This is a genomic window from Pseudomonas sp. SbOxS1 (assembly GCF_013416725.1).
Classification (GTDB): Bacteria; Pseudomonadota; Gammaproteobacteria; order Pseudomonadales; family Pseudomonadaceae; genus Aquipseudomonas.
The window spans coordinates 329,293-355,230 of record NZ_JAAVXC010000008.1 but is presented as its reverse complement, the minus strand read 5'-3'; the positions used below and the strand labels follow the sequence as shown (position 1 = coordinate 355,230).

Genomic DNA, 25,938 nt, shown 5'->3' with positions numbered 1-25,938 from the left:
ATGGGAGGAAGATCAGGGGTTTTTTGAATTAATTCCCAATCCACCACAAGCCCCCACTGGAATGCAGCGCCCTCTGCAGTCGCTGGAAACCGCAGAGGCCGACTAGAAAATCTCCATTTCAATCATCGCGGCAAGGCAAAACATAATTAATAGAAGAACGATCGAAGTCCACTGCAACACAATCAGCTTATACCTAAGAGATAAAGGTAGTTTTTTTATATCATCGGCACTGATACGACCACGTTTTATGTAGAAATCGGGGAATGTCACAAACCCGGAGATCCCCCCTACCACCATTAGTTTCCCCCAAGGCCCACCGCAGCTTAGATGAGCAAGAGTTATAACGGCAGGGCTATTGTGAAAATAACCCAGCAAGACCTTCATTTTTGTATACGCCAAGTACAGTGTAAATCCAATGCACGCAATGAGCCCTCCGAAGTCAATCAGTCCGACTGCAAGAAATAATTTATCAGCAGTGCTCAAAGTCACTTCACTGACTCATAAATTTTCTCAGCAATATTTTCACCGACCTTTTCACCCACTTGACCTGCAGAAAAGGACGCTCCTCCAGCCACCAAAATTCCACAAGCCAATACAGATACACCTCTGCTAAGGCCACCAAGGCCCACGCAGAGCCCTCCAACTATAGGGGCAGTCAACACAATACCGGAGGCCCAGCCACCGGCAAGACCTCCAGCAAAGCTCCCCGCCTCAGTGAACTTGACTCGCTCGCAAGCTTCGGTATTTCCCGCGGAACACACATCCTGAACCTTGAGGGCAGATGCCCCACCACCAACGGCCGTCCCGACCCAGCCGCCGTACTTAAGGTATTTGGAAGCCCTGGCCACACCCTCCAGATGAGTGGCGTATCCCGGCATCTGCCCTACGCCGCCAGCTGCTGTCCAGCGATGAACCAGAGTGGGAGGAGAAAGGAACATTGCACGATTCAAATTGGGGTGGTCGGGGAAGCCGATACCTTTGCGCGTCAGGCTTGTCAGGTGAATATCGAGTGTCGCGAGCAGGTTTTGGCGCTCTGCCAGAAACGTCGGTGAGCTCAGGTGACCATCGCGCAGGAATGAATGCTGATGCAGCGCTTCGATTTTTTTCAGGGTGTCGCTGACGTTATCCAGATTGTTTTTGAGAACACTCGCGCCAACTCCGATTGCGGTCGAGCCATGGCCCAAAAAAGTCTGGATGGCATCACGGTGCTGCACCATGAAATCCGCTTCTTCCGGACTGAGCGTTTCAATGATTTGGTTAGTCCTGGCCGCCACATCCATGAGCAGGGCTTCTTCACGAGTGCACTGGTAGTTGTTGGGGTCGCTCAGCACGATCATCGAACCGGCTTTGATATCGCGCAGGTTAGGATTGAGCAGCTTGAATTTACCCATCACCGCCGGGTCACGCAGGGTGAACAAGGAGGCTTCGAGCTGTTCGCGGGTGGTGCTCTTGGGCACGATGTAGAAGCCTGGTTCCTGGGCTGCTGCACTGCCTAAGGACACTGGTTTGGGAGTGCTCGACGCAGACGCGAAACCGGCTGAGCGTGGCGCTGCCGGATTGCTGGCGAGAGGTGTGGCGGGCTGGGATGCGGCCCTTGTGGGCTGGGGCGCGGCGCTGCTGCGCGACTCATAAGTGGCGGTAAACACCGACGGGATCAACCTGGCTCTGCACGGGCAGGTGCTGAAGCTGTCCAGCGAGCCCGCCACGATCCTGCCATGACTGTTGATGTAGGAGACGCCTCCCACGATGGTGTAGGTTTCGTCGTTTTTGCCGCAGGAAACGCGATCGCCTTCACGGGCATGGGCGATACCGAACATCATGACCCGTGTGTCGGCTTCCAAAACCTGGCCACCGCAAGTGGTCTTGTCACCCAGGCGAATGAAATGTCCTTGTGCCATTGCTGATCTCCCTCTCGAAAAGCGCCCCAGTCATGGAAAGCGCGCCATTGTTAACGATCGATAAGCCGACTCGGGATGAGTGGCTTAACGCAAAGTACGTGGACAGAGAGGAAACTCAAGATGGCCGAGAAAATCAGGAAATGTCTTACGACCAGTACTGAAAAGGACCACGGATATTGGGGGAGCAATACCTGTTTTCGGCTCTGATTTGCCAAAAAAAAACGGCCCGCACCTTAAGGTTGCGAGCCGTTCTTTTATCAGCGATGGGAAAAACTCACCCCATCAATTTTTACTTGTTCAAACGGAAATCTGCCTCGGCAGCAGCAAAGCGCTGCAGCATGCCGGCAGTCGGCGTGCCCAGCTTGCTGACGATGTAGATCGCCAGGCTGGCGAAGATGAATCCAGGGATGATTTCGTACAGGCCCAGCAGTTCGAAGTGTTTCCAGACGATCACGGTGATCGCGCCAACCAGGATACCGGCCAGTGCGCCGTTGCGGGTCATGTCTTTCCAGATCACGGAGATCAGCACCACCGGACCGAACGCGGCACCGAAACCAGCCCAGGCGTAGCTCACCAGGCCCAGTACGCGGTTTTCCGGGTTGGCCGCCATGGCGATGGCGATCAGGGCAACCAGCAGCACCATGGCGCGGCCGACCCAGACCAGTTCAACCTGGGAAGCGGATTTACGCAGGAAGGTCTTGTAGAAGTCTTCGGTCAGGGCGCTCGAGCACACCAGCAGCTGGCAGCTCAGGGTGCTCATGACGGCAGCCAGGATGGCCGACAGCAGTACACCGGCAATCCACGGATTGAACAGGATCTTCGCCAGCTCGATGAACACACGCTCGTGGTTTTCGCTGACCGGCATGGCCACGGCCGGGTTGGCCGAGAAGTAGGCGATACCGAAGAAACCGACAGCCACGGTGCCGCCCAGGCACAGGATCATCCAGGTCATGGAGATGCGACGGGCGTTGGCGATCGACTTCACCGAATCCGCCGCCATGAAACGCGCCAGGATGTGCGGTTGGCCGAAGTAGCCCAGGCCCCAGCCCATCAGCGAAATGATGCCGATGAAGGTGGTGTTTTTCAGCATGTCGAAGTTCGCAGGGTCTTGCGCTTCGATGGCCAGGAACGTGGTGTCTACGCCACCGGTGGCCAGCAGCACGATGATCGGCGTCAGCAACAGGGCGAAGATCATCAGGGTCGCTTGCACGGTGTCAGTCCAGCTGACCGCCAGGAAACCGCCGACGAATGTGTAGGCAATCGTCGCCGCAGCACCGGCCCACAGCGCAGTCTCGTAGGACATGCCGAAGGTGCTTTCGAACAGACGGGCGCCGGCCACGATGCCCGAAGCGCAGTAGATAGTGAAGAACACCAGGATCACGACGGCGGAGATAATCCGCAGCAGGCCACTTTTGTCTTCGAAGCGGCTGGAGAAGTAGTCCGGCAGGGTCAGTGCATCGCCGTTGTGCTCGGTCTGCACGCGCAGGCGGCCAGCGACGAACAGCCAGTTCAGGTAGGCACCGACGATCAGGCCAATGGCGATCCAGCTTTCGGACAGGCCGGACATGTAGATGGCGCCCGGCAGGCCCATCAACAACCAGCCGCTCATGTCGGAAGCACCGGCGGACAACGCGGTCACGACGCTGCCCAGGCTACGGCCGCCCAGGATGTAGTCGGAAAGGTTGTTGGTGGAGCGATAGGCCATGAAGCCGATCAGCACCATTGCTGCAATGTAGATCACGAACGTGATCAGGGTTGGATTGCTTACGCTCATTTAAGTGATGCCCTGGCTTTGTTTTTATGTAGCTGCGGCTGGTGAACCGCACGCAAACGCTAACGTTTGACGGACGATCCGGGATCCCGCGCATTTATGACTGATGTTTCCCCAGGAAAGCCATCAGCCGGCACACCAGCCTTATGACTGGTTGCACCTTGGGGCGCGAATGCTATTCAACAAAGCAAATAAGGTGCAACCCATTTCTTGAGAATAAGTTGCACCTAGGTGCAAATTTGTTTTTTTGCTCCTTTTCGGAGCAAAAACGAACCCCAACCCATCAAAAAAGCACCAAGGCGATGCATCGAGCAACGTAGCGGAATTTACTTCCTGACGAACTGCCAATTAATCCAGGAAAAAAAGGGTTGCACCCGGTTGCACCTCTGCCATCCCACGGCTAATCTTTGCGCCAGCTGATGCCACGCAGTCGTGGCAAACATGAGGATAAAAACATGGCTACCACCACCCTTGGGGTCAAACTCGACGACCCGACCCGCGAACGCCTCAAGGCTGCCGCGACCTCGATTGATCGCACGCCGCACTGGCTGATCAAGCAGGCAATTTTCAATTACCTGGAAAAACTCGAGGGTGGTGCAACCCTGTCCGAGCTCAACGGCATGGCCCGGGAAATTGACGAAGCGGGCGAACTCCATGTCGACCACGCGCACCAGTGCTTCCTCGAATTCGCCGAGAGCATCCTGCCGCAATCGGTCCTGCGCGCTTCGATCACCGCCGCTTACCGTCGCCCGGAACCCGAAGTGGTGCCGATGCTGATCGAGCAGGCCCGCCTGCCGGCGCCAATGGCTGAAGCCACCAACAAACTCGCTGCTTCGATCGCGGAAAAACTGCGCAACCAGAAGAGCGCCGGCGGCCGTGCCGGTATCGTTCAAGGTCTGCTGCAGGAATTCTCCCTGTCGTCCCAGGAAGGCGTGGCGCTGATGTGCCTGGCCGAGGCGCTGCTGCGCATTCCGGACAAAGGCACCCGTGACGCCCTGATCCGCGACAAGATCAGTACCGGCAACTGGCAGCCGCACCTGGGCAACAGCCCGTCGCTGTTTGTCAACGCCGCGACCTGGGGCCTGCTGCTGACCGGCAAGCTGGTGTCCACGCACAACGAAGCCGGCCTGACTTCGTCCCTGAGCCGCATCATCGGCAAGAGCGGCGAGCCGATGATCCGCAAGGGCGTCGACATGGCCATGCGCCTGATGGGCGAGCAGTTCGTCACTGGCGAAACCATCGCCGAAGCCCTGGCCAACGCCAGCAAGTTCGAAACCAAGGGTTTCCGCTATTCCTACGACATGCTCGGTGAAGCCGCACTCACCGAACACGACGCGCAGAAGTACCTGGCCTCGTACGAACAAGCCATCCACTCGATCGGCAAAGCGTCCCACGGTCGTGGGATTTATGAAGGCCCGGGCATTTCGATCAAGCTGTCCGCCCTGCACCCGCGCTACAGCCGCGCCCAGTACGAGCGCGTGATGGACGAGCTGTACCCGCGCCTGCTGTCGCTGACCCTGCTGGCCAAGCACTACGACATCGGCCTGAACATTGACGCCGAAGAAGCCGACCGCCTGGAGCTGTCGCTGGACCTGCTCGAGCGCCTGTGCTTCGAGCCGCAACTGACTGGCTGGAACGGCATCGGTTTCGTGATCCAGGCTTATCAGAAGCGTTGCCCGTACGTGATCGACTACGTGATCGACCTGGCTCGCCGCAGCCGTCATCGCCTGATGATCCGCCTGGTGAAAGGCGCTTACTGGGACAGCGAAATCAAGCGCGCCCAGGTCGAAGGCCTGGAAGGCTATCCGGTCTACACCCGCAAGGTGTACACCGACGTGTCCTACATCGCTTGCGCGCGCAAACTGCTGTCGGTGCCGGAAGTCATCTACCCGCAGTTCGCCACGCACAACGCCCACACCCTGTCGGCCATTTATCACATCGCCGGTCAGAACTATTACCCGGGGCAATACGAGTTCCAGTGCCTGCACGGCATGGGTGAACCGCTGTACGAACAAGTGGTAGGCAAGGTTTCCGAAGGCAAGCTGAACCGTCCGTGCCGCGTGTACGCACCGGTTGGCACCCACGAAACCCTGCTGGCTTACCTGGTACGCCGCCTGCTGGAAAACGGCGCGAACACCTCGTTCGTCAACCGTATTGCCGACCAGTCGATTTCGATCCAGGAACTGGTGGCCGACCCGGTTGCCAGCATCGAGCAGATGGCGACCGTGGAAGGTGGCTTCGGCCTGCCGCATCCGCGCATTCCGCTGCCGCGTGACCTGTACGGTTCCGAGCGCGCCAACTCCAGCGGCATCGACATGGCCAACGAACATCGCCTGGCTTCGCTGTCGTGTGCCTTGCTGGCCACCGCGCACAACAACTGGAAGGCCGCGCCGATGCTCGGCTGTGCTTCCAGCACTGAAACCCCTGCGCCAGTGCTGAACCCGTCCGACCTGCGTGACGTGGTTGGCCATGTACAGGAAGCGACCGTCGAAGACGTCGACAACGCGATCCAGTGCGCCCTGAACGCCGCACCGATCTGGCAGGCCACCCCGCCGGCCGAACGCGCTGCGATCCTGGAACGCGCCGCCGACCTGATGGAAGCCGAGATCCAGCCGCTGATGGGCCTGCTGGCTCGCGAAGCCGGCAAGACCTTTGCCAACGCCATCGCCGAAGTGCGTGAAGCCGTGGACTTCCTGCGTTACTACGCAGTGCAGGCACGCAACGATTTCACCAATGATGCCCACCGCCCTCTGGGCCCTGTGGTGTGCATCAGCCCGTGGAACTTCCCGCTGGCGATCTTCAGCGGCCAAGTGGCTGCGGCACTGGCTGCCGGTAACCCGGTATTGGCCAAGCCCGCGGAACAAACGCCGCTGGTGGCTGCTCAAGCCGTGCGCCTGCTGCTCGAAGCCGGGATTCCGCAAGGCGTTCTGCAACTGCTGCCGGGCCGTGGCGAAACCGTCGGCGCTGGCCTGGTGGGCGACGATCGCGTCAAAGGCGTGATGTTCACCGGCTCCACCGAAGTTGCGCGCCTGCTGCAACGCAACATTGCCGGCCGCCTGGACAGCCAGGGCCGCCCGATTCCGCTGATCGCCGAAACCGGTGGCCAGAACGCGATGATCGTCGACTCTTCGGCACTGACCGAACAAGTGGTAATCGACGTGGTTTCGTCGGCCTTCGACAGTGCCGGCCAGCGTTGCTCGGCCCTGCGCGTGCTGTGCCTGCAGGAAGATTCCGCCGACCGCGTCATCGAAATGCTCAAGGGCGCCATGGCTGAAAGCCGCCTCGGCAACCCTGAGCGCCTGTCCGTGGACATCGGCCCGGTGATCGACGCCGAAGCCAAGGCTGGCATCGAGAAGCACATCCAGGCCATGCGCGACAAAGGTCGCAGCGTGTACCAGGTGGCCATCGCCGACGCCGAAGAAGTGAAACGCGGCACCTTCGTGATGCCAACGCTGATCGAGCTGGAAAGCTTCGACGAACTGCAACGGGAGATCTTCGGCCCGGTGCTGCACGTGGTGCGCTACAAGCGCAAGGACATCGATCAACTGATCGGCCAGATCAACGCTTCCGGCTACGGCCTGACGCTGGGCGTGCACACCCGTATCGACGAGACCATCGCCAAGGTGATCGACAACGTCAATGCCGGTAACGTCTACGTGAACCGCAACATCGTGGGTGCCGTGGTCGGCGTACAGCCGTTCGGCGGCGAAGGCCTGTCGGGTACCGGCCCGAAAGCCGGTGGTCCGCTGTACCTGTACCGCCTGCTGTCGACTCGCCCTACTGATGCGATCGAACAATCCTTCGCCCGTGGCGATGCCCTTGCCGCACCGGACGTTCGCCTGCGTGACGCCATGAGCAAACCGCTGAACGCCCTGAAAGCTTGGGCTGACAGCAACAAGTTTGCCGACCTGAGCACCCTGTGCGTGCAGTTCGCCGCACAATCGCAAAGCGGTATCACCCGTTTGCTGGCCGGCCCGACCGGCGAGCGCAACAGCTACGCGATCCTGCCGCGCGAGCACGTGCTGTGCCTGGCGGAAGTCGAAGGCGACCTGCTGACGCAGCTGGCTGCGGTACTGGCTGTCGGCGGTTCGGCGGTATGGCCGGAAGCTGAACTGACCAAGGCCTTGCTCGCCCGCCTGCCGAAAGACATTCAGGCACGCATCAAGCTGGTTAGCGACTGGAACAAGGACGACGTGGTGATCGATGCGGTTCTGCATCACGGCCATTCCGACCAGTTGCGCGCGGTTTGCCAGCAGGTTGCCAAGCGTGCCGGCGCCATTGTCGGGGTTCAGGGCTTGTCGCAAGGCGAGACCAACATTGCGTTGGAGCGCCTGGTGATCGAGCGTGCGTTGAGCGTCAACACCGCTGCTGCGGGTGGTAATGCCAGCCTGATGACCATCGGCTAAAACCGATAAACCGGGTACCTGCAACAGGTGCCCGGTTCAGCAACAATCCCTGTGGGAGCGAGCCTGCTCGCGATAGCGGTCTCTCAGTCACCTTCAATATTGACTGATCTGCCGCCATCGCGAGCAGGCTCGCTCCCACAGTGGTTTGGGGTGTTTGCTAAGTTTCTGCGCGGCTCCAACATCACCCTTATCAATCATCCTATCCAGCCTCTATTCCCCGCCTTAGACTCGGCCCATCCCAATAAAAGGTAGGCCGCCATGTCCGAGACGTTGCTCAGTTCCCGCAATCTGGCTTTCGAGCTGTACGAAGTCCTCGATGCCGAGGGCCTGACCCAGCGTGAGCGTTTCGCCGAACACAATCGCGAAACCTTCGATGCCGCCCTCGGCACCGCCCGCAACATCGCCGAGAAATTCTTCGCCCCGCACAACCGCAAGGGCGACGAGAACGAGCCGCGCTATGAGGACGGCCAGGCGATCCTGATTCCAGAAGTCAAACCGGCGGTGGACGCTTTCCTCGAAGCCGGCTTCCTCAACGCCGCACGCAGTTTCGATGCCGGTGGCATGCAACTGCCTACACTGCTGTCGCAAGCCTGCTTCGCACACTTTCAATCGGCCAACGCGGCGTCGACCTCCTACCCGTTCCTGACCATGGGCGCGGCAAACCTGATTGAAAGCTTCGGTACCGAGGAGCAGAAACGCCGCTTCCTGCAGCCGATGATCGACGGCCGTTTCTTTGGCACCATGGCCCTGACCGAACCCCACGCGGGCTCGTCACTGTCGGATATTCGTACACGGGCCGAGCCTGCATCCGACGGCACCTATCGACTCAAGGGCAACAAGATCTTCATCTCCGGCGGCGACCATCCGCTGTCGGAAAACATCGTGCACATGGTTCTGGCCAAGCTGCCGGATGCACCCGCCGGCGTGAAGGGTATTTCGCTGTTCATCGTGCCCAAGTTCCTGGTCAACGATGACGGCAGCCTCGGCAAGCGCAACGACGTGCTGCTGGCCGGGCTGTTCCACAAGATGGGCTGGCGCGGCACCACCTCCACCGCACTGAATTTCGGCGATAACGGCGAGTGCGTCGGTTACCTGGTGGGCAAGCCGCACCACGGCTTGAGCTACATGTTCCAGATGATGAACGAGGCGCGGATCGGCGTCGGCATGGGCGCGGTGATGCTCGGTTACGCCGGCTACCTCTACTCGCTGGACTATGCCCGCGAACGTCCCCAGGGGCGCGTACCCGACAGCAAAGACCCGAACACCGCGCCGGTGGCGATCATCCAGCACGCCGACGTCAAGCGCATGTTGCTGACACAAAAAGCCTACGTCGAAGGCTCCTTCGACCTTGGCCTGTACGCGGCGCGGCTGTTCGATGACACCACCACACTTGCGACCGAAGCCGAACGCAAGCAGGCCCATGAACTGCTGGACTTGCTAACCCCGATCGTCAAGTCCTGGCCGTCTGAGTTCTGCCTGAAGGCCAACGAACTGGCGATCCAGATCCTCGGTGGTCACGGCTATACCCGCGAGTACCCGGTGGAACAGTACTACCGCGACAACCGCCTGAACCCGATCCACGAAGGCACCCATGGCATCCAGTCGCTGGACCTGCTGGGGCGCAAACTGGCGCAAAACGGCGGCGCGGGACTGAAGCAATTGATCCGCCTGATCGCCGACACCGCCGAGCGTGCACAGGCCCATGAATCGCTGACCGCATTACGTGAACCGCTGGAGAAACTGGTGGCGCGCCTGCAAACCGTGACCATCGGTCTGCTGACGGACCTGGCCCAAGGCAAGGTCAACAGCAGCCTGGCGAACTCGGCGCTGTACCTGAAAGTGTTCGGCCACACGGTAATTGGCTGGCGCTGGCTGGAACAGGCGATTCGCGCCGAGGAAGGGTTGGCCAAAGGGAATGCGGCGGATGCGGGCTTCTATAAAGGCAAGCTGCAGGCAGCGCGATACTTCCTGACGTGGGAAGTGCCGGCTTGCCATCATGAGCTGGCGATTCTTGAGACTCGGGATGATGTTTGCCTGGGCATGCAGGATGAGTGGTTCTGATTCAAGTCTTGCGGTGCTGCTGAAATCCATTCGCGAGCAGGCTCGCTCCCACAGTTGAACGCTTAACACTGTGGGAGCGAGCCTGCTCGCGAAGAGGGCATCACTGACAACACATCAGCGGAGTTTGAACCCACCCATCTGCCGCGCCAGATCATCCGCCAACCGCTGCAACATCTGGCAATCCTCCCGACAAGCCCTGACCTCCCCCGCCGTCGCCCGCGCCAGATCGGAAATCCCCTGCACGTTACGGTTGATCTCCTCGGTCACCGCCGACTGCTCTTCAGTTGCCGTCGCCACCTGGTGGTTCATGTCGCTGATGTGTTCGACCTGCCCGGTAATCGCCGCCAATGAAGCACCGGTGCGCTGGCTCGACTCCACCCCCGTGCCCGTCGCCGCTTGCCCGGTGTGCATCGACGACACCGCATTCTCCGCGCCCTGCTTGAGGCTGCCGATCATCTGCTGGATCTCATCGGTGGAAGCCTGTGTACGTCGAGCCAAGGTGCGCACTTCATCGGCAACCACCGCAAACCCGCGCCCCATATCCCCGGCCCGCGCAGCCTCAATGGCAGCGTTGAGGGCCAGCAGGTTGGTCTGTTCGGAAATCCCGCGAATCACCGCCAGCACCTGGTCGATCGATGCCACCTGATCTGCCAGCTCGGCCACGGCACTGGCGGCGACACCGATTTCGTCGGACATGCTTTCAATGTGACGGATCGAACCGCCGACCACCTCACGCGCCTGCATGGCTTCATCCCGGGCATTTTGCGAAGCGACTGCCGCGTTGCCAGCGTTTTGCGCAATTTCCTGCACGGTCAGGCCCATTTCATGGACAGCAGTGGCGACCATGTCCGTCATCTCCTGCTGGCGCCCGGAACGCTCTGCGGTATTGTCCACCACCCGCGCCACCTGGCCGACCGCGGTACGCAAGCGTTCGCTGGTGGCCAGCACTTCGCCGATCATCTCGCGCTGACTGTCGAGGAATCGATTGAAGCCGCGTGCCAGATCACCGAGTTCATCGGCGCGGCTGGAATCTAACCGGTGGGTCAAATCTCCACCACCGCTACCGATAGCTACCAGCGCCGCTGTTACCTGACGAATCGGTCGTACCAGCCCACGGGCCAGCAATACCACCAGCAACAGGCACACCAGGGCCACCGCCAGGCCAATTGCGCCACTCATCCACATGGCGCGACGGGCTTCGGCGTAGATCTGCGACTGTGGCACTTCGGCCACCAGGGTCCAGCCCAGATCGCGAAGGGGCAGGCTCAATGCCAGGAAATCTTCGTCATCGCGCACAAACGCAGACGTCCTGGAGGTAGACAGCTGGCCCATCACCGCTTGCGCGGCCGGCTCGCCGATCTGTTCTGCCAGGGTACGCTTGCCGCTGAGTTGCGCCTCGGGATGGACCTGGATCAAACCATCGGAACGCACAAGATAGACCTTGCCACGCTCACCGAAGCTGAAGTTGTGGATCAGCTCGGACAGCTCTTTCATGCTCAGGCCCAATCCGGCCACGCCCACGACCTTCCCGGCCTTCTCGACTTTAAGGTCGATGAAAAGCGCCAATTCTCCGGTGGCCGTGTCGTTGTCGATATTGAGGGTGCGCGGCTGGTCGCTGTCGAGGAACGTATAGAACCAGGCGTCTTTGGGATTGGAGCGACTGAGGGTCCGGTCCAGGCCTTTTTCGTTGAAGTAATGGTTGGACGCCGTGCCGACCATCAACGCGGTAAAGGCTTTGTGTTCGGCGCGCACGCCTTCAAGGTAAGTGGTGAAAGTGCCGGTCTGGGCGCTGTCTTCACCCGCGGCCAGCCAGTCGCGCACCATGCTGTTGCTGGCGATGTCCTTGGCGGCGGTGAGGGGTTGCACGAGGATGCGCTCGATGTCGTTGCGCATCGCTTCGATGCTCGACGGCAAGGCTTGCTCGACCAGATAGCTTTGAGCAAGGCGGTTGACCACGAGGGTATAAATGCCAACCACGATCAGAATACTGACCAGCAGGGCGGTGCCCATGCTCAGGATCAACTGCCACTGAATACTGCGTCGCCAGAACTGCATGGAGCACCCCCAAAGAATAAGAGGCTGAAATACTGCAACAGCCGTGCCGATTGTATACAACTAAACCGACAATTTATTCTTTGGTTGTGCGCAAAGCCGATCAGGCCTGATTGATCGTCTTGGAGATCACTTCAACCGTGGCGCTGACTTGCTCTTGGTAACGGTCGAGTTCCTGCTTGTGGCGCTTTTGCATTTCGATCTGCTGGGAACACAGATTCATTGCCGCCAGCACCAGCAGTCGGTCACCGATCAGGGTCGGGTACTTCTTCTTGGTGTCGGCCAGGGCGGCCTTCAACATCAATGCGGCGTCCAGCAGGGTCTGTTCTTCCCCGGCCGGAGCCCTGATCGAATAGTCCTCCCCCAGGATCGAGACGACTTTTACCCCTGCGCCGTAACTCATGCGCCGACAGGGCCAGCGCTGACGCGCTCAACCAGAGCCTGGATGCGTGCCACGGTGGCGCCTTGTTTCTCTTCCTGTTCCATCAGGCTCAGTTGCAGGCTTTCGTTTTCATCCTTGGCCTGGGCCAGTTCGGCGCTCAGGGTCTGGTTAGTGCTGACCAAGGCCTGGTTCTGTTGCACCAGATCGCTGACCAGTTGTTCCAATTGGCTTAGGGATGCTTCCAACATTTTGATATTCCGGGCATTTTCAAAGGGCGCGTACGATAAAGAAAAGTCACGGTGGATGCCAGGGTTATACGGGCGCAAGGCCTTGATTTTCCTGACCAGTGACCATTCTCGCGAACTGTAGAGACTGTGATTGGCCGATCTGGTTCCTGCACTTCGTCGCCGTGGCGCATGTTTGGTAAAATCAGGAACAACCGGTTGACCCTCGATTGCGCGATGATCAATCAAGACGCGTTGAACCAGATAGGACCCGTCATCGTTGACGTCCATCGCGAGCAGGCTCGCTCCCACAAAAGCTTTTTGACAGCATCACATTTCAACAGGTTAGAATCGCTGGCACGCAGACTGCATGGTCAGTTTGTGCCCGCCTTTCAGCCTTTCCGGAGTACTGCCTTTGAATGCGACGACCATCAACAGCCTGTTCTTGATCGGCGCGTTGCTGGTAGGTGCGAGCATTCTGGTGAGTTCACTGTCGTCGCGCCTCGGCATCCCGATCCTGGTGATCATCCTGGCCGTGGGCATGGCCGCCGGCGTCGATGGCGGCGGCATTATCTTCGACAACTACCCCACCGCTTATCTGGTCGGCAACCTGGCATTGGCGGTGATCCTGCTGGACGGTGGCTTGCGTACCCGCGTATCGAGTTTCCGCGTGGCGTTATGGCCGGCGCTATCGCTTGCCACGGTCGGGGTGTTGATCACCACCGGGTTGACCGGCATGGCCGCTGCCTGGCTGTTCGACCTGAACCTGATCCAGGGCCTGCTGATCGGCGCCATTGTCGGCTCCACCGACGCCGCGGCGGTGTTTTCGCTGCTGGGCGGCAAAGGCCTGAACGAACGGGTAACCGCCAGCCTGGAAATCGAATCCGGCAGCAACGACCCGATGGCGGTGTTCCTCACCGTGACCCTGATCGACATGCTCGCCAGTGGCCAGACCGGCCTGCACTGGAGCCTGCTGACCCACCTGCTGCGCGAGTTCGGCATCGGCGGTGTCATCGGCCTGGGCGGTGGTTGGCTGATGCTGCAACTGGTCAACCGGATCAACCTGGCCACCGGCCTCTATCCCATCCTGGTCATTGCCGGTGGGCTGGTGGTGTTTGCCCTGACCAACGCCCTGCATGGCAGCGGCTTTCTGGCCGTTTACCTGTGCGGCCTGGTTATCGGTAACAGGCCGGTGCGCAGCCGCCACGGCATCCTGCACATGCTCGACGGCATGGCCTGGCTGGCGCAGATCGGCATGTTCCTGGTGCTGGGGCTGCTGGTCACGCCCCACGATCTGTTGCCAATTGCCCTGCCGGCGCTGGGACTGGCGCTGTGGATGATCCTGTTTGCCCGGCCGTTGTCGGTGATGGTTGGCCTGCTACCGTTCAAGGCGTTCCACGGGCGCGAGAAGGCGTTCATTTCCTGGGTAGGCCTGCGCGGCGCGGTGCCGATCATTCTGGCGGTGTTCCCGCTGATGGCTGGCCTGCCCAACGCCCAGCTGTACTTCAACCTCGCCTTCTTCATCGTGCTGGTATCGCTGCTGGTGCAAGGCACGAGCCTGCCATGGATCGCCAAATTGTTGAAGGTGACGGTGCCACCGGAGCCTGCGCCAATCTCCCGCTCGGCCCTGGAAGTGCACGTCACCAGCGAATGGGAGCTGTTCGTTTATCGCCTCGGCGCCGAAAAATGGTGCATCGGCTCGCACCTTCGCGAGCTGAAAATGCCCGAAGGCACCCGGATCGCCGCCCTGTTTCGTGGCGAACAACTGCTCCATCCGTCGGGTAGTACGGTGCTCGAAGTCGATGATTTGCTGTGTGTTATCGGCCATGAACACAACCTGCCAGCCCTTGGAAAACTGTTCAGCCAGGCACCGCAACGGGGCCTCGATTTGCGCTTCTTCGGTGACTTCGTACTCGAAGGAGACGCCCAGCTGGCCGCGGTTGCCGCCCTGTACGGGTTGAAGGTCGAAGGCATCGATCCGGACATGTCCCTGGGGCACTTCATTGCCCAGAAGGTCGGGGGTGCACCTGTGGTCGGTGACCAGGTGGAATGGAACAACACCATCTGGACCGTTGCGGTCATGGAGGGGAACAAGATCGGCAAAGTGGGCGTCAGATTCCCCGAAGGAAGTCGCCCCGGCCCGGGACTCTTCCTCTAAACTCCACTCTTCGCCTCGTATTTGATCGGTCTTTATGTCAAGCCTGCGCACCTTTTTCGTCATGGTCCTGTTGGGCCTGAGCCTCTCCGTCGGCACGCTGCAAGCCGCCGAGCCACCCACCCGTGAATCCGTGCAGGCGAGCCTGGACAAAATCGCCGACCGCAAACTGCCGGAGGCCGATCAAAAGGCCCTGCAGTCCGTCCTGCAAAGCACGCTGACACAGCTCAACAACAAGCGTGATTACGAGCAGAAGCTGGTCGACCTCAAGCAACAACTGGCCAGCGCGCCCAAACTGACCATCGAGAACCAGCGTGAACTGGCCCGCCTGAAGGCCAGCAGCGTGGTGCCGGTCGCGCAACGTTTTGCCAAAGAGTCGATTCAGCAACTTGAGCAAATGCTCACCGAACGCGCCACCCAGCAAAGCGATCTGCAGAAAGCCCTGGGCGACGCCAACAGCCTGATCATTACCGCCCAGACTCGCCCCGAACGCGCCCAAGCGGAAATTTCCGCCAGCCAGACGCGCATCCAGCAGATCAACAACATCCTCAAGGCCGGCAAAGACGCCGGCAAGACCCTGAGTGCCGAGCAGCGCGACCAGCTCAATGCCGAGCTCACGGCATTGAACGCCCTGATCCCGCTGCGCCGCCAGGAACTGGCGGGCAATACCCAGCTGCAAGACCTGGGTAACAGCCAGCATGATCTGTTGACGGAAAAGTCCGATCGCCTGGATCAGGAAATTCAAGAACTCCAGAACCTGATCAACCAGAAGCGCCTCGCACAGTCCCAGGAAACGGTCACCCAGCAATCGATCGAAGCACAGAAGGCCGGTGGCAGCAGCCTGCTGGCCGTCGAAAGTACAGCCAACCTGAAGCTCTCGGACTATCTGCTCAAAAGCACCGACCGCCTCAACGAAGTCACGCAGAAGAACCTGCAAACCAAGCAACAACTGGACAGCCTGACCCAGAGCGATTCAGCCCTGGACGAGCAGATCAACGTGCTCAAGGGCAGCCTGCTGCTCTCCAAGATTCTCTACAAGCAGAAACAGGCCTTGCCACGCCTTCGGGTCGACCGCGACCTGGCGGACCAGATCGCCGATATTCGCCTGTATCAATTCGAGGTCAGCCAGCAACGGGAGCTGCTCAGCAACCCGGCGACCTACGTCGACAACCTGCTGTCGACCCAGCCGCCCGAGCAGGTCACGCCACAGCTGCGCAAAACCCTGTTGGAACTGGCCACCACCCGTGCCGATCTGCTGGAACGGCTTAACCGTGAACTGAGCGCGGTTCTCAACGAATCCATCACCCTGCAACTGAACCAGAAACAACTGCTCAGCACTGCGCAAAGCCTGCGAGCGACACTTGATGAGCAGATGTTCTGGATTCCCAGCAACAAGCCGCTGGATGTGGAGTGGTTTCGTACTGTGCCGGAGCGCCTGAGCCGTCAGGTCGATAGCCTGCCCTGGGCTTCGAGCCTGAGCGAATTGGTCGACGGCCTGACCCAACGCCCACTGTTGTTCCTGCCTCTGGCGCTGTTGATTGGCGCACTGCTATGGCGGCGCAAGCAGCTGTATGCCCGCCTGAACAAGGTCCACCAGGACATCGGCCATTTCAAGCGTGACAGCCAGTGGCACACGCCCCAGGCGATTTTGATCAACATCCTGCTGGCAATGCCGGTGTCCCTGGGCCTCGCCTTGTGTGGCCTGGCCCTGCAAATCGACGCCCGCGGGCAGAACGCGAGCATGGGCGCGGCATTGCTGCAAATGGCCGGGGCCTGGCTGGTGTTCTACACCGCCTACCGAATCCTTGCGCCGGCTGGCGTGGCGGAACTGCACTTCCGCTGGGAAAAACCCCAGGTGGAATTCCTGCGCGGCTGGGTCCGTCGCCTTGGCATGGTGGTGATGGCGCTGGTCACCGTGGTGGCGGTGGCGGAACTGCAACCGGCGGCACTGGCCGATGACGTGCTCGGCATGCCGGTGGTACTGATCTGCTACGCCTTGATGACCTGGCTGCTCAGTCGCTTGCTGATCAGCAGCCCGACCCACGAAAACGCCTCGTTGTTCCGCAAGGCCCTGGGGATTGTGTTTACCGCGCTGCCTATCGCGTTGTTCGTGGCCGTATGCTTCGGCTACTACTACACCGCGCTCAAACTCAGTGACCGGCTGATCAACACCCTTTACCTGCTGATGTTCTGGCTGGTGATCGAAGCGACCTTCGTGCGCGGCCTGAGCGTGGCGGCACGCCGCCTGGCTTACCAGCGCGCCCTGGCCAAACGCCAGGCGGCGAAAGAGGCCGGCGACGGCGAAGCGGTCATCGAAGAACCGACGATGGACATCGAAAAGGTCAATGAACAATCCCTGCGCCTGATTCGCCTGGCGCTGCTGGGCGGCTTCATCGCTGCCCTGTACTGGGTCTGGGCCGACTTGATCACGGTGTTCTCGTACCTGGACAACGTCACCCTCTACGAATACACCAGCGGCACCGGCGCCAACATGAGCATGGTGCCGATCAGCATCGGCGACATGCTCGGCGCGCTGATCATCATCGGTATCACCTTTGCCCTGGCGCGTAACTTGCCCGGCCTGCTGGAAGTGTTCGTGCTGTCGAAGCTGAACCTGGCCCAGGGCAGCGCCTACGCCACCACCACGTTGCTGTCCTACGTGATCGCCGGTATCGGTTTCGTCTCGACCCTGTCGACCCTCGGCGTGAGCTGGGACAAGTTGCAATGGCTGGTCGCGGCGCTATCGGTCGGCCTCGGCTTCGGGATGCAGGAGATCTTCGCCAACTTCATCTCCGGCATCATGATCCTGTTCGAACGCCCGGTGCGCATCGGCGACACCATCACCATCGGCAACCTGTCGGGCACGGTGAGCAAGATCCGCATCCGCGCCACCACCATCACCGACTTCGACCGCAAGGACATCATTGTCCCGAACAAGACGTTCATTACCGGGCAACTGATCAACTGGTCGCTGACCGACACCATCACCCGCGTGACGCTCAAGCTCGGGGTCGATTACGGCTCGGACCTGGATCTGGTGAAAGAGCTGCTGTTGAAAGCCGCACGGGAAAACCCGCGGGTCCTCAAGGAACCCGAGCCGCACGTGTACTTCCTCAACTTCGGCGAAAGCACCCTCGACCACGAGTTGCGCATGCATGTGCGCGACCTCGGCGACCGCAACCCGGTGCTCGACGAGGTCAACCGCTTCATCAACCGCGAGTTCAAGAAGCAGCACATCAACATCTCGTTCCGCCAGATGGAGGTCTATCTCAAGAATCTCCACGGCCAGGAATACAAGATGGTCCCGATCGAGCCGGAAGCGAAAACCATCGTGCCACTGGTCGACGGCAAACCGGCGCAAGAACCGCCTGCCGCCAAACTCGACTAACCGGCCATTCCCCAGCAGAATGCTCGGACATTCTGCTGGAGCCGGCCCTTGAAAGCCCTCGACGAACTGACCTTCGACAATCGCTTCGACCGCCTGGGCGATGCGTTTTCTGCCCACGTGCTGCCCGAACCTATCGATAACCCGCGCCTGGTAGTCGCGAGCCCGGCTGCCATGGCGTTACTCGACCTAGACCCCGAAGTGGCCGAAACCCAAGAGTTCGCCGAGCTGTTCAGCGGCCACAAACTCTGGGCTGACGCGATTCCCAGGGCCATGGTCTATTCCGGTCACCAGTTCGGTTCCTACAACCCGCAATTGGGCGATGGCCGCGGCCTGTTGCTGGGCGAGGTGTACAACGAGGCTGGCGAGCATTGGGACCTGCACCTCAAGGGCGCCGGTCAAACGCCCTTTTCGCGCATGGGCGATGGGCGCGCGGTGCTGCGCTCCTCGATCCGCGAGTTCCTCGCCTCCGAAGCCTTGCAGGCGCTGAACATCCCGACCACCCGGGCGTTGTGCGTGATTGGTTCCGACACCCCGGTCTGGCGCGAAAAACAGGAGCGCGCGGCCATGGTCCTGCGCCTGGCACCGAGCCATGTGCGCTTTGGGCATTTCGAATACTTCTACTACACCAAACGCCCCGAGCAGCAGAAAGTACTGGGTGACCACGTCCTGGCCATGCACTTCCCGCAGTGCCTGGAACAACCGGAACCCTACCTGGCAATGTTCCGTGAAGTGGTCGAGCGCAATGCCGAACTGATCGCCAAGTGGCAGGCCTACGGTTTCTGCCATGGCGTGATGAACACCGACAACATGTCGATTCTCGGCATTACCTTCGACTTCGGCCCATTCGCATTCCTTGACGACTTCGACGCCAATTTCATCTGCAACCACTCCGATGACCAGGGCCGCTATTCATTCAGCAACCAGGTGCCCATTGGCCAGTGGAACCTCAGCGCCCTGGCCCAGGCCCTGACGCCGTTCATCAGCGTCGAGGCCCTGCGCGAAACCCTCGGCTTGTACCTGCCGCTGTTCCAGGCCCATTACCTGGACCTGATGCGTCGCCGCCTCGGCCTGACCACCGCCGAAGAGGACGACCAGAAACTGCTGGAACAACTGCTGCAACTGATGCAGAACAGCGGCGTCGATTACAGCCTGTTCTTCCGGCGCCTGGGGGAAGAATCACCCGAGGCGGCCGTCGGTCGTTTGCGCGATGACTTCGTCGACCTCAAGGGTTTCGATGCCTGGGGCGAGCTTTACGTCGCCCGCGTGGCCCGAGAAGGCGAGGTGGATCAGGAGCAGCGGCGCTCCCGAATGCATGCGGTCAATCCGCTGTACATCCTGCGCAACTACCTGGCGCAGAAGGCTATCGATGCAGCGGAAAGTGGTGACTACTCAGAGGTTCGACGACTGCATGCGGTGCTGAGCAAGCCGTTCGAGGAACAACCGGGGATGGAAAACTACGCCGAGAGGCCGCCGGAGTGGGGCAAGCATCTGGAGATCAGTTGTTCGTCGTGAGGTGCCACGCGATTGAAAATCCGAGCGGGTGGCTCCAGATAGGGACTACTCGCTTCTCACTGGATATACCTCATGACTGAACCACTCCTCATCCCCTGCCCCCACTGCAACGGCCTCAACCGCATTCCCGCCGAGCGCCTGGGCGACCATCCGAAATGCGGACGGTGCAAGGCCGAGGTCCTGCTGAACAAGCCCTTCGAACTCAAGCAAGGTGATTACGCCAGTCAGATCAAGGGCGATCTGCCGCTTTTGGTGGATGTGTGGGCGGACTGGTGCGGGCCGTGCAAGTCGTTTGCGCCGGTGTTCGAGCAGGCGGCGGGACAATTGGCGGGCAAGTGTCGGCTGGCCAAGCTGGACAGCGAGGCGAACCAGCAATTGTCGGCGCAGTTGGGGATTCGCTCGATTCCGAGCCTGATTCTGTTCAAGAACGGCCGGGAAGTTGCGCGTCAGAGCGGGGCTTTCCCGTTACCGCAGCTTATGAGCTGGTTGCGTAGCCAAGGGATCTGAAGGTATTCGGAACCACTGTAGCAGCGAGCCTGCTCGCGATGAGGGCTTTACATTCAACATCTCAGTTGACTGATCTACCGCCATCGCGAGCAGGCTCGCTCCCACAGTGTATTGTGCAGACAGCAAAGATCAGGTGTTTTCCAGCAGATTGTGCAACTCGACAAACTGTTGCGTCAGCTTGTGCCGCGGGTCGAGATGGATCAGTGGCGTGTTGGCCTGGTGGGATTCGCGCATGCGCACCGAGCTGCCAAGGTAAACCGGCAGCACCGGCAGGCCTTCGGCGATCAATTCGTCGAGGATTTGCTGGGGCAGGCTGGCACGGGCCTGGAACTGGTTGACCACGATGCCTTCGACTTCCAGGCCTTCGTTATGGTCTTCCTTCAACTCTTCGATTTCCGCCAGCACGCCGTACAGTGCTTGACGCGAGAAACTGTCGCAATCAAAGGGAATGAGCACACGATCAGCGGCAATCAACGCCGAAACCGCATAAAAATTCAAGGCAGGAGGCGTATCGAGGTAAATCCGGTCGTAGTCCTCGCCCAGCTCTTCAAGCAATTTTCGCAGCTTGTTGATCTTGTGCTTGGCCTCAAGCTTGGGTTGCAAGTCTGCCAACTCGGCGGTAGCGGTCACGACATGGAGGTTGTCGAACGGCGTTTCGTAGATGTCGACCTGGTTTTTCTTGGAGAAAGGCCCGGAGGACAAGGTCTGCTTGAAGAAATCGGCAATCCCCATCGGGATATCGTCACCGGTGAGTCCCGTCAGGTACTGAGTGGAATTGGCCTGGGCATCGAGATCGACCAACAGGGTGCGATAACCCTCGCTGGCGCTGACCGCCGCCAGATTGCAGGCAATACTGGATTTGCCCACGCCACCTTTCTGATTGAACACCACGCGCCGCATTGCAAAACCTCCGTGTATCAAAGAATGACCGAGTGTAGTGGTGCACGGCATGGCTTCGCTACCTCGCAGTCACAGGGACTACACAGTCAGCGGCTTTTTCCTGCCGAAAATGCCGCTGGCGCCTCTGTGAACAGAGACCAAAGCCGACAGACGGCCCGATGAAAATGTGAATAATTGCCAAACGTTCAGTTTTTGCGAACTGACCGGTACATCTCGCTGAGCAAAACGTAACCAGTATTTGCTACACGTTCGTCGCACCGGGATAATGCGCACCACTTGGCGCCAAGCGCCACGCAGGGTGTGCCGTGCCGTTGCGCCACTCACCGCGTCAGGAAGCCTGCAAGGGCGGGATTGAATGTCTGTGATCAATTTCAACATCGCCCAGTGGCGCGCTTGGGCCCCGGGGCTTGAAAGTGTGGATGACTGGCAGGCCTGGTGCCGGCAACCGTTGATGTTGCCGGCCAGCGATGCCGCACCCGATGTTTCGTTCCTGCCGGCCATGCAGCGTCGGCGGCTCAGCCGTCTGGCGCGAATGGCATTCAGTGTCGGTTGGCCATTGGCCGAAGGTCGTCAGGACCTCCCATTGGTCTTTGTTTCCCGTCACGGCGAAACCCCGCGCACCTTCGACATTCTCAGCGACCTGGCCGTCGACCAGCCACTGTCGCCGACCCAGTTCAGCCTGTCGGTGCATAACGCGATCATCGGCCTGTGGTCGATCATGCGGGGTGAAACCAGCGAAATGACCGCCCTGGCCGCCGCTGGCGACGGCCTTGAATACGGCATGCTGGAAGCTGCGGCCCTGCTGGCTGAAGGCTCACCCGCGGTATTGCTGGTGGTCACCGAAGAGCAACCGCCGCAGGCCTATTCGGCCTGGATCGACGATGTGCCCTTCCCATATGCCGTCGGCCTGCTGATTACCCCGGGCAATGACTGGCAGTTGTCCCTGAACAGCGCCACGGATGCGTTGTCCAACGCTCGCTGGCCGCACGCGTTGAACCTTTTGTGCACGCTGCTGGGCTCGCAAACCACCTGCCAACATGCCTGGAAAAATCGTGTATGGACCTGGCAACGCAACCTGTGACTGAAAAAAACCGCGACGCCTATTACTGGCGCCTGCTGGCCACTGCCGCGAGCTTTGCCCTGTTCGGGTTGGGCGGCCTGTGCCTGCGCCTGGTGATTTTCCCGTTGCTGGCCTGCCTGCCAGGTGATGCCCAAACCCACCGGTTGCGGGCGCGTCAAACTGTCAGCCGCTGTTTCTGGTTGTTCGTCCGCTTCATGGCCCGCGCCGGCGTGCTGACCTACGAGATTCAAGGCGCGGAAAAACTCGGTCGGCCGGGCCAGATGATCATTGCCAATCACCCATCACTGATCGACGTGGTATTCCTGATCGGTCTGGTTCGCCATGCCAACTGCGTGGTCAAGCAAAGCCTTTGGGACAACCCGTTCACCCGCACGCCGCTACGTCGCACCGAATACATCAGCAACGACGGCAGCATGGACATGCTCGATGCTGCCGCCGATGCGCTGAAACAAGGCCAGACCCTGATCATCTTTCCCGAAGGCACGCGCACCCAGCCGGGCCAGGCGCCCGCCTTTCATCGGGGGGGCGCGGCAATTGCCGTGCGTGGTGCGAAAATCCTCACCCCCGTAGTGATCAGGGTCAGCCCGACCACACTGACCAAGGCCGAACCCTGGTATCGGATCCCCAGGCGCCGCGTACACTTCAGTTTCCGTGTCGGGCCCGATATAGACCCCCAGGCCTTCGCAGCGCTAGGCCCGCCCCCCCAGGCCTCGCGCAAGCTCAACGATTATTTGCATTCTTACTTTATCAAGGAGCTCGCCGAAGATGAGCGATCTGCACCGTGACATAAAGAACCTGATCATCGACGCCCTTGGCCTCGAAGACATCAGTGCCGAGGACATAGGAGACGAACAGACCCTGTTCGGCGAAGGCCTGGGCCTGGATTCGGTAGACGCCCTGGAACTGGGCCTGGCCATCCAGAAAAAGTACGGCATCAAGATCGATGCCGACGCCAAGGACACGCGCAACCACTTCAGTAACGTGGCGAGCCTTGCGGCCTTCGTCACTGCAAAACAGGCAGCTTGAGACCGGACCATGCAAACTCGTGACGACATTTTCAACACCTTGCGCGATGCCTTGGTCGAGCTGTTCGAACTGGACCCCGAACGGGTGAGCCTCGAATCCAACCTGTACCAGGACCTGGAAATCGACAGCATCGACGCGGTCGACTTGATCGATCACATCAAGCGCCAGACCGGCAAGAAAATTGCCGCCGAAGAATTCAAGTCGGTGCGCACTGTCAGCGACGTGGTCGAGGCGGTCTACCGTCTGGTTCAACCGGCCGCATGAGTCGACTGATCGGCCTCGGCCTGCTGCTGGCGGGCTTGCTATACCCCTTTGCGGTGTATTTCGGCATGGAGCATTTCGCGCCGTGGCAGTTCGGGCTGCTGCTGGGCAGCCTGTGGCTGGCCCGCGCGCTGACTGGGAAGCGGCGGCCCGGCAGTTCGTGGATGGCCGGCGTGGCCATCCTGTTCTGCCTGTTGCTGGCGCTATTCGACAGTCCGCTGCTGCTGCGTTGGTACCCGGTATTGATCAGCGGATTCATGCTGGGGCTGTTCGGACTGAGCCTGAAATACGGCCCGCCGATGGTCGAACGCCTGGCGCGCCTGCGCGAAGCGCATTTGCCAGCCAAGGCCATCCGCTATACCCGCCAGGTAACCATCGCCTGGTGCGTATTTTTCCTGTGCAACGGGATCTGCGCTGCAGTCCTGACACTGTGGGCGCCGCTGAGCTGGTGGATGCTGTACACCGGCCTGATCTCCTACGGATTGATAGGCCTGATGTTTGCCATTGAATGGCTAATACGACAACGGGTACGAGGCCGCCCATGAACTGGATAAAACTTGAGCACCTGCTGCTCAAGGCCGAGCCGGAGCGCGCCGTGACGGCCGAGCCGCAGCTCGATCACGCACAATTGCGCGAGCAGGCCCTGCGCCTGGCCGCCGGCCTGCAAACCCGTGGTGTGCGGCGCATTGCCGTGCACCTTGAAGACGCCGCCGACCTGGCGATTGCCCTGCTGGGCGCCTGGCGTGCCGGGGTCAGCGTGCTGCTGCCGGCCGACTTGCAACCACAGACCCGCCAGCGCTGGTCCGGCGAGGTGGATGCATGGCTCACCGATCAGCCCGACGATGCACACCTGGGCGATTTTCAGGATCAGCCCCTTGGCGCCGCTGCGCTCGATCTTGACGGCTGCACGCTGAGCCTGTGCACCTCCGGCTCCAGCGGCGAACCCAAGCGCATCGAAAAAACCCTGCGCCAGCTGGTTAATGAAGTCCAGGCCCTGGAACAGCTGTGGGGCGCCGACCTGGGCCCGGCGTGCATCATTGGCAGCGTCGCCACCCAGCACATCTATGGCCTGCTGTTCCGGGTGCTGTGGCCACTGTGCGCGGGGCGCCCGTTCGTTCGCAGACAGTTGGCCTTCCCCGAAGACTTGCAGCGTGCCAGTCGCGAGCACCCGGACTTCGCCTGGGTCGCCAGCCCGGCCCTGCTCAAGCGCATGGGCGACAACCTCGACTGGCCGGCGCTGAGCGCGGTACGTCGAGTGTTTTCTTCCGGTGGCGCGCTGCCCGCCGAGGCCGCGCAGCGACTGCACCAGCGCCTGCAGCAATGGCCCACGGAAATTTTCGGCAGTTCGGAAACGGGCGGCATCGCCTGGCGTCAGGGCCAGTCACTGTGGCAGCCCTTTGCCGACGTCCAGTTGAGCCAGGACAATGAGGGTGCCTTGCTCATCGCTTCGCCCTACTTGCCTGACGGCCATATCGAACACACGGCCGATGCGGCGCGGATCGCAGCTGACGGCCGGTTCGAACTGCTCGGACGACTGGACCGGATCGTCAAGCTGGAAGAGAAACGGGTCTCGTTGCCGATGCTGGAGCAGGCGCTGATGGCCCACGACTGGGTTGCCGAGGCACGCCTGGGTGTCGTCCAGGAAAACCGTGCCTCGCTGGGCGCGCTGCTGGTCCTGAGTGACGCGGGCTTGCATGTGCTGCGCAATCAGGGTCGACGCACACTCACCGAACAACTGCGTCAACACCTGAGCCTGCACTGTGAAGCCCTGGCTTTGCCAAGGCGCTGGCGCCTGCTGCAACAATTGCCGCTGAACGCCCAGGGCAAACTGCCCCAGGCCGACGTCGAAGCCCTGCTGCTGGCTCCGCGCCCCAAGGCACCACAAGTGCTGGAACAGGTCGAAACCAACGGTGAGTGGAGCCTGCAATTGGCCGTGCCGCCGGACCTTGCCTATTTCAGCGGGCACTTTCCCACAGCTCCCGTGTTGCCCGGCGTGGTGCAGGTGGAGTGGGCGATGCACTTGGGCCAGCAACTGATGAACCTGCCGGAGAAATTCGCCGGCATGGAAGTGCTGAAGTTCCAGCAACTGGTGCGTCCCGGCGACGAAGTCCAGCTGCACCTGCGCTTCGACCCAACCCGCGGCAAACTGTATTTCGCCTATCGCAACGAAACCGCCACCTGTTCCAGTGGGCGGATTTTGCTGGAGGCGACGCATGCTTAAGTCAGGTGAGTGCTGCGCACTCAATCGCGAGCAGGCTCGCTCCCACATTGGACTTGCGCCACACCTAAAACCCCTGTGGGAGCGAGCCTGCTC

The 25,938-nt window shown here is 60.6% G+C and carries 19 protein-coding genes; 12 read left to right on the top strand and 7 right to left on the bottom strand.

Annotated features, from left to right (window positions below):
• Positions 1–102: 102 nt before the first annotated feature.
• The 3 genes from HFK74_RS13710 to putP all read right to left on the bottom strand — a co-directional run bounded on the left by HFK74_RS13710 (position 103) and on the right by putP (position 3,672).
• On the bottom strand, positions 103–489 hold the full coding sequence (locus HFK74_RS13710) for a hypothetical protein (protein WP_180203965.1): 387 nt from the start codon (positions 487–489) through the stop codon (positions 103–105).
• The gene (locus HFK74_RS13705) at positions 486–1,898 is read right to left on the bottom strand and encodes a PAAR domain-containing protein (protein WP_180203964.1); all 1,413 of its coding nucleotides are present in this window, start codon (positions 1,896–1,898) and stop codon (positions 486–488) included. Before HFK74_RS13705 ends, HFK74_RS13710 begins: the two co-directional genes overlap by 4 nt.
• Before the next feature lie 289 nt (positions 1,899–2,187).
• A complete protein-coding gene (gene putP, locus HFK74_RS13700; RefSeq protein ID WP_180203963.1) occupies positions 2,188–3,672 on the bottom strand; it encodes a sodium/proline symporter PutP in 1,485 nt (494 codons plus the stop codon).
• A 452-nt stretch (positions 3,673–4,124) separates the two neighbouring features.
• Between putP and putA the strand changes: the two genes are divergently transcribed.
• Both putA and HFK74_RS13690 read left to right on the top strand, forming a co-directional pair.
• Positions 4,125–8,075, top strand: a complete 3,951-nt coding sequence (gene putA / locus HFK74_RS13695; RefSeq protein WP_180203962.1) for a trifunctional transcriptional regulator/proline dehydrogenase/L-glutamate gamma-semialdehyde dehydrogenase — start codon at positions 4,125–4,127, stop codon at positions 8,073–8,075.
• Between the two features lie 258 nt (positions 8,076–8,333).
• Positions 8,334–10,136, top strand: a complete 1,803-nt coding sequence (locus HFK74_RS13690) for an acyl-CoA dehydrogenase (protein ID WP_180203961.1) — start codon at positions 8,334–8,336, stop codon at positions 10,134–10,136.
• Positions 10,137–10,250: 114 nt separating this feature from the next.
• Here HFK74_RS13690 and HFK74_RS13685 read toward each other — a convergent pair whose 3' ends face one another.
• The 3 genes from HFK74_RS13685 to HFK74_RS13675 all read right to left on the bottom strand — a co-directional run bounded on the left by HFK74_RS13685 (position 10,251) and on the right by HFK74_RS13675 (position 12,818).
• Positions 10,251–12,191 carry a methyl-accepting chemotaxis protein gene (locus HFK74_RS13685; protein ID WP_180203960.1) on the bottom strand — a complete coding sequence of 647 codons (1,941 nt, stop codon included), beginning with the start codon at positions 12,189–12,191 and terminating at the stop codon, positions 10,251–10,253.
• A 100-nt stretch (positions 12,192–12,291) separates the two neighbouring features.
• Positions 12,292–12,591 carry a cell division protein ZapA gene (locus HFK74_RS13680; protein WP_008058206.1) on the bottom strand — a complete coding sequence of 100 codons (300 nt, stop codon included), beginning with the start codon at positions 12,589–12,591 and terminating at the stop codon, positions 12,292–12,294.
• Positions 12,588–12,818, bottom strand: coding sequence for a hypothetical protein (locus tag HFK74_RS13675; protein WP_180203959.1), 231 nt, complete (start codon positions 12,816–12,818; stop codon positions 12,588–12,590). The genes HFK74_RS13680 and HFK74_RS13675 overlap by 4 nt, the downstream gene beginning before the upstream one ends.
• A 391-nt stretch (positions 12,819–13,209) precedes the next feature.
• On the opposite strand from HFK74_RS13675, the gene HFK74_RS13670 reads away from it, so the two are divergent.
• The 4 genes from HFK74_RS13670 (at position 13,210) to trxC (ending at position 20,356) form a co-directional block, all read left to right on the top strand.
• Entirely contained in the window at positions 13,210–14,952 is a 1,743-nt protein-coding gene (locus HFK74_RS13670) for a potassium/proton antiporter (RefSeq protein ID WP_008058202.1), read from the top strand.
• Positions 14,953–14,986: 34 nt separating this feature from the next.
• Complete coding sequence (mscK, locus tag HFK74_RS13665; protein WP_180203958.1) at positions 14,987–18,337, top strand: mechanosensitive channel MscK; 3,351 nt, start codon at positions 14,987–14,989, stop codon at positions 18,335–18,337.
• Between the two features lie 48 nt (positions 18,338–18,385).
• Complete coding sequence (gene selO, locus HFK74_RS13660) at positions 18,386–19,849, top strand: protein adenylyltransferase SelO (RefSeq protein ID WP_180203957.1); 1,464 nt, start codon at positions 18,386–18,388, stop codon at positions 19,847–19,849.
• Between the two features lie 72 nt (positions 19,850–19,921).
• Positions 19,922–20,356 (top strand): thioredoxin TrxC, encoded by a 435-nt coding sequence (gene trxC, locus HFK74_RS13655; protein WP_008058187.1) that lies wholly within the window; start codon positions 19,922–19,924, stop codon positions 20,354–20,356.
• Positions 20,357–20,485: 129 nt separating this feature from the next.
• On the opposite strand, the gene HFK74_RS13650 is transcribed toward trxC, so the two are convergent.
• The gene (locus HFK74_RS13650) at positions 20,486–21,256 is read right to left on the bottom strand and encodes a ParA family protein (protein ID WP_180203956.1); all 771 of its coding nucleotides are present in this window, start codon (positions 21,254–21,256) and stop codon (positions 20,486–20,488) included.
• 355 nt (positions 21,257–21,611) lie between these two features.
• On the opposite strand from HFK74_RS13650, the gene HFK74_RS13645 reads away from it, so the two are divergent.
• The 6 genes from HFK74_RS13645 to HFK74_RS13620 are packed head-to-tail and all read left to right on the top strand — an operon-like array spanning position 21,612 to position 25,845.
• Entirely contained in the window at positions 21,612–22,337 is a 726-nt protein-coding gene (locus HFK74_RS13645; protein WP_180203955.1) for a beta-ketoacyl synthase chain length factor, read from the top strand.
• On the top strand, positions 22,313–23,122 hold the full coding sequence (locus HFK74_RS13640) for a 1-acyl-sn-glycerol-3-phosphate acyltransferase (RefSeq protein WP_180203954.1): 810 nt from the start codon (positions 22,313–22,315) through the stop codon (positions 23,120–23,122). The genes HFK74_RS13645 and HFK74_RS13640 overlap by 25 nt, the downstream gene beginning before the upstream one ends.
• Positions 23,103–23,363, top strand: coding sequence for a phosphopantetheine-binding protein (locus HFK74_RS13635; RefSeq protein WP_180203953.1), 261 nt, complete (start codon positions 23,103–23,105; stop codon positions 23,361–23,363). The genes HFK74_RS13640 and HFK74_RS13635 overlap by 20 nt, the downstream gene beginning before the upstream one ends.
• A gap of 9 nt (positions 23,364–23,372) precedes the next feature.
• Complete coding sequence (locus HFK74_RS13630; RefSeq protein ID WP_007992314.1) at positions 23,373–23,627, top strand: acyl carrier protein; 255 nt, start codon at positions 23,373–23,375, stop codon at positions 23,625–23,627.
• Positions 23,624–24,169 (top strand): hypothetical protein, encoded by a 546-nt coding sequence (locus tag HFK74_RS13625; RefSeq protein ID WP_180203952.1) that lies wholly within the window; start codon positions 23,624–23,626, stop codon positions 24,167–24,169. The genes HFK74_RS13630 and HFK74_RS13625 overlap by 4 nt, the downstream gene beginning before the upstream one ends.
• A complete protein-coding gene (locus HFK74_RS13620) occupies positions 24,166–25,845 on the top strand; it encodes an acyl-CoA synthetase family protein (protein WP_180203951.1) in 1,680 nt (559 codons plus the stop codon). The genes HFK74_RS13625 and HFK74_RS13620 overlap by 4 nt, the downstream gene beginning before the upstream one ends.
• The last annotated feature ends 93 nt before the right edge of the window (positions 25,846–25,938 follow it).

Excerpts from the sequence above, each read along its gene's own strand:
- HFK74_RS13705 (WP_180203964.1), bottom strand. The coding sequence starts at position 1,898 with ATGGCACAAGGACATTTCATTCGCCTGGGTGACAAGACCACTTGCGGT.
- HFK74_RS13690 (WP_180203961.1), top strand. The coding sequence starts at position 8,334 with ATGTCCGAGACGTTGCTCAGTTCCCGCAATCTGGCTTTCGAGCTGTAC.
- HFK74_RS13635 (WP_180203953.1), top strand. The coding sequence starts at position 23,103 with ATGAGCGATCTGCACCGTGACATAAAGAACCTGATCATCGACGCCCTT.
- HFK74_RS13625 (WP_180203952.1), top strand. The coding sequence starts at position 23,624 with ATGAGTCGACTGATCGGCCTCGGCCTGCTGCTGGCGGGCTTGCTATAC.
- HFK74_RS13675 (WP_180203959.1), bottom strand. The coding sequence starts at position 12,818 with ATGTTGGAAGCATCCCTAAGCCAATTGGAACAACTGGTCAGCGATCTG.
- putA (WP_180203962.1), top strand. The coding sequence starts at position 4,125 with ATGGCTACCACCACCCTTGGGGTCAAACTCGACGACCCGACCCGCGAA.
- HFK74_RS13680 (WP_008058206.1), bottom strand. The coding sequence starts at position 12,591 with ATGAGTTACGGCGCAGGGGTAAAAGTCGTCTCGATCCTGGGGGAGGAC.
- trxC (WP_008058187.1), top strand. The coding sequence starts at position 19,922 with ATGACTGAACCACTCCTCATCCCCTGCCCCCACTGCAACGGCCTCAAC.
- HFK74_RS13650 (WP_180203956.1), bottom strand. The coding sequence starts at position 21,256 with ATGCGGCGCGTGGTGTTCAATCAGAAAGGTGGCGTGGGCAAATCCAGT.
- HFK74_RS13630 (WP_007992314.1), top strand. The coding sequence starts at position 23,373 with ATGCAAACTCGTGACGACATTTTCAACACCTTGCGCGATGCCTTGGTC.
- mscK (WP_180203958.1), top strand. The coding sequence starts at position 14,987 with ATGTCAAGCCTGCGCACCTTTTTCGTCATGGTCCTGTTGGGCCTGAGC.
- putP (WP_180203963.1), bottom strand. The coding sequence starts at position 3,672 with ATGAGCGTAAGCAATCCAACCCTGATCACGTTCGTGATCTACATTGCA.
- HFK74_RS13645 (WP_180203955.1), top strand. The coding sequence starts at position 21,612 with ATGTCTGTGATCAATTTCAACATCGCCCAGTGGCGCGCTTGGGCCCCG.
- HFK74_RS13620 (WP_180203951.1), top strand. The coding sequence starts at position 24,166 with ATGAACTGGATAAAACTTGAGCACCTGCTGCTCAAGGCCGAGCCGGAG.
- HFK74_RS13640 (WP_180203954.1), top strand. The coding sequence starts at position 22,313 with ATGGACCTGGCAACGCAACCTGTGACTGAAAAAAACCGCGACGCCTAT.
- HFK74_RS13685 (WP_180203960.1), bottom strand. The coding sequence starts at position 12,191 with ATGCAGTTCTGGCGACGCAGTATTCAGTGGCAGTTGATCCTGAGCATG.